A 3,364-nucleotide genomic window follows, 5' to 3' on the forward strand; every position below is an offset into this window, starting at 1 on the left:
ATTAAAATATCACACTCTGAAAGTAAAAGTCAGAAAATATTCTTTTACGATAATCTCGGTATCTACTCGCTTATCGCGCAGATAAAAAATGATAAGTTTCTTGATGAATATGTAAATAATCATATAGGCAAACTGATACAATCTGATGTTTTGCAGGAGGGCGACCTTTGCAAAACGCTTGAAGCCTATCTTGATCATAACTGCAACGCTGCCGCCGCAGCAGAGCACCTGTTTATCCACAGAAATACAATGCGCTATCGTATGGATAAGATCAAAAAGATACTTTGCTGCGAACTTGATGATCTTGACGTCTATCTTGAACTTAAAATGGCGTTTGAGATCAAAAACTATCGTGAAAGTCAAAAAGATCAGTCATAATTTATTGTGTGCATACACCACAATAAAGATTATAAAGACAACACATTGCTGTTATACTGTTTTTTTCTTATAATTATATCAAAGGAAAAAACTTTCCGTAATAAAAGAACAGGAGTGACTTTATAATGCTAAGAAATTCATCACCAACTATAATTACAGATAAGGTTCCAGGACCAAATGCCTGTGTACTTTTGAAAAAAAGGGACAACGCACTGCCTAAAGCGCTCTGTGGCTATACATATCCTATATGTATCAAGCGTGGAGAGGGCGCAATGCTCGAAGATGTTGACGGAAACATCTTTCTTGATTTTATCGGAGGTGTCGGCGTTCTCAACATCGGCTACAGCAGACCTGAGGTCGTGAAAGCTGTTCAAGATCAGGCAGAAAAATATTTTCACTGCATTTTCAATGTGGTGGCACACAGTGGTTACATTGAACTTGCTGATAGGCTCAACAAACTTATGCCATGCAAAGGTGATAAACTGAAAACATTCTTTGCAAACAGCGGTGCAGAGGCAGATGAGAATGCAGTAAAGATAGCCAAAGCATATACAGGAAGAAAAGGCATCATCTGCTTCTCTGGTGCATTCCACGGAAGAACAAATCTTACAATGGCTCTTACAGCAAAAAAATCTTATGCAAAGGGAATGGGTCCTTTCCCGTCTGATATTTACAGAGCTGAGTTCCCTTACCTTTATCATGCACCAAAAGGATATTCTGAACAAGAAGCAATAGCATATTACCTAGACAAACTCAACACTCTTTTTGATGAAGCTGCACCTGCCAGTGATATTGCAGCAATGATAGTCGAACCTGTTCAAGGAGAGGGTGGTTTTGTCCCCGCACCTATCGAATGGGTAAAAGCCGTCAGAAAGATATGCGACGATAATGGTATTTTACTTATTGCTGATGAAGTACAGTGTGGAAACTGTCGAAGTGGCAGATACTATGCCTCAGAATATTGGAAGGAAGCAGGTGCTGCACCAGATATTATAGCAACAGCAAAATCTCTTGGCGGCGGCGTTCCAATAAGTGCAATAACCGCCCGTGAGGAAATTATGGATTCAGTACCTGTGGGAACTATTGGCGGAACATATTGTGGAAATCCTCTTGCCTGTGCTTCTGCACTCAAGGTAATGGATATAATGCTGGAAGAAGATTATGCAGGCAAAGCTGAAGAAATAGGTAAAAAGGCAACTATATTTTTCAGCGGTCTTAAAGAAAAATATGAAGAGGTAGGAGATGTAAGAGGTCTTGGCTCGATGCTTGGCGTGGAATTTGTAAAGACTAAAGCAGAAAAAGAACCAAACGGCGAACTTGTTTCTAAGGTGATACAGAACGCCCTTCAAATGGGACTAATGCTTGAAAATGCTGGCACACACGGAAACGTTATAAGATTTCTTGTCCCTCTGTGTGTAACAGACGAACAACTTGAAAAAGGCTTTGAGATATTTGAGACCGCTTTGGTAAAAGCAAAGTCTGATAAATAATACAAGAAAAGAGGTATTAAACGTGAGTATGGATTTTAATTACTACCTGCCTGTAAATATTGTTTTTGGAAGAGGAAAAGTCAGCTCTGTTGGAATCATCGCAAGCGATCACGGCAAAAAGGCACTTGTTGTCACAGGAAAAAGCAGCACAAAGCGCTCTGGGTTGCTTAACCGAATTTGCAGTCACTTAAAAAAATCAGGTATCGAATATACTGTTTTTGATAAAGTACCACAAAATCCTCTTACAACGACAGCTGAGCAAGCTGCACGAATAGCAAAAGACAACGGCTGCGATATGGTCATAGGCGTCGGCGGTGGAAGCGTTATGGATTGTGCAAAGGCAGCAGCATTTATCGCAGTAAATGACGGTGATATAAATGACTACATATTCAATCGTCTGAAAAGCGGCAAAGCTCTGCCGATAATACTTATCCCAACGACCTGCGGAACAGGCAGTGAGGGAAACGGATTTGCTGTATTAACAAACCCGGAAAACGGAGATAAAAAATCACTAAGATGCAATGCAATAGTTGCAAAGGCGTCTATCATTGATTCTGAATGTATGATGACTATGCCGAAAAATGTTTTGGCAAGTGTCGGTTTTGATGCCTTTTGTCACTGTATGGAAGCCTATATAAGCCGCATTGCTCAACCATTCACGGATATTATGTGCGAAAAGGCAATGAAGCTTATTGCAGATGATCTTCCAAAGCTTTTTAAGGGTGACAATAATCCAGAGTACTGGGACAAGATAAGTCTTGCAAGCACAATGGGGGGAATGGTCATAAATACCGCAGGTGTTACACTTGCACATGGTATGGAACACCCTGTCAGCGGTTTCAAGAATGCCGTACACGGCAAAGGTCTTGCAGCCATAACCCCTGCAGTAACAGAAGCAAGCATAAAAGGTGGCCCACAGAAACTTGCATTTATTTCAAAAGTGTTAGGCGGCAATAATGAGAATGATTGTGCAGAACAGATAACAAAATTTATCGACTCACTTCGTCTTACCTGTACGTTATCAGATTTTGGAGTAAAAGAAAGTGATATCGATATGCTGACAGACAGCTGTATGAAAGTTTCAGCAGCAGGTATATCCTATCATCCCGTAAAATTTGACAGGTCACACATAAGAGATCTATATTTAAAGTCACTGTAAATCAAGCCAAAGGAGTTCTTTCTATGCGCAGATATAAAACATACATTAACGGAGAATGGTTTGAAGGCGCTTCGGGAATCGTTCTGAGATCTGTTGATCCTTCAAATAACAAAGAGTTAGGCGAGATAGTGCAAAACAGCAAGGAAGATGTGGAATATGCAATAGAAAGTGCCTCACGTTCCTTTTACAAAACCAGAGAATGGCGTGATCTTGATGTTCAGCAACGAAGCGACAAGCTTCTAAAGATCGCTGATATGATAGAGAGCGAGATTGATGAAATAGCTAAGACAGAGTCAATGGACAACGGCAAGCCCTTGCGTGAAGCGCAGGCAGATGT

General features: G+C 40.6%; 4 protein-coding genes. All 4 read left to right on the top strand.

Annotated features, from left to right (window positions below):
- On the top strand, positions 1-378 hold a 378-nt coding region (locus QVO88_RS08460), incomplete at its 5' end, for a PucR family transcriptional regulator (protein ID WP_288177918.1).
- Between the two features lie 125 nt (positions 379-503).
- Positions 504-1,868 carry an aspartate aminotransferase family protein gene (locus tag QVO88_RS08465; protein WP_022288061.1) on the top strand — a complete coding sequence of 455 codons (1,365 nt, stop codon included), beginning with the start codon at positions 504-506 and terminating at the stop codon, positions 1,866-1,868.
- A 28-nt stretch (positions 1,869-1,896) separates the two neighbouring features.
- Entirely contained in the window at positions 1,897-3,027 is a 1,131-nt protein-coding gene (locus QVO88_RS08470; RefSeq protein WP_265290807.1) for an iron-containing alcohol dehydrogenase, read from the top strand.
- Positions 3,028-3,050: 23 nt separating this feature from the next.
- Positions 3,051-3,364 (top strand): aldehyde dehydrogenase family protein (locus QVO88_RS08475; protein ID WP_288177919.1); only part of this gene is annotated, 314 nt, incomplete at its 3' end.

The sequence above is a fragment of the Ruminococcus sp. CAG:57 genome (assembly GCF_000435935.1).
Taxonomy (GTDB): domain Bacteria; phylum Bacillota; class Clostridia; order Oscillospirales; family Ruminococcaceae; genus Hominimerdicola; species Hominimerdicola aceti.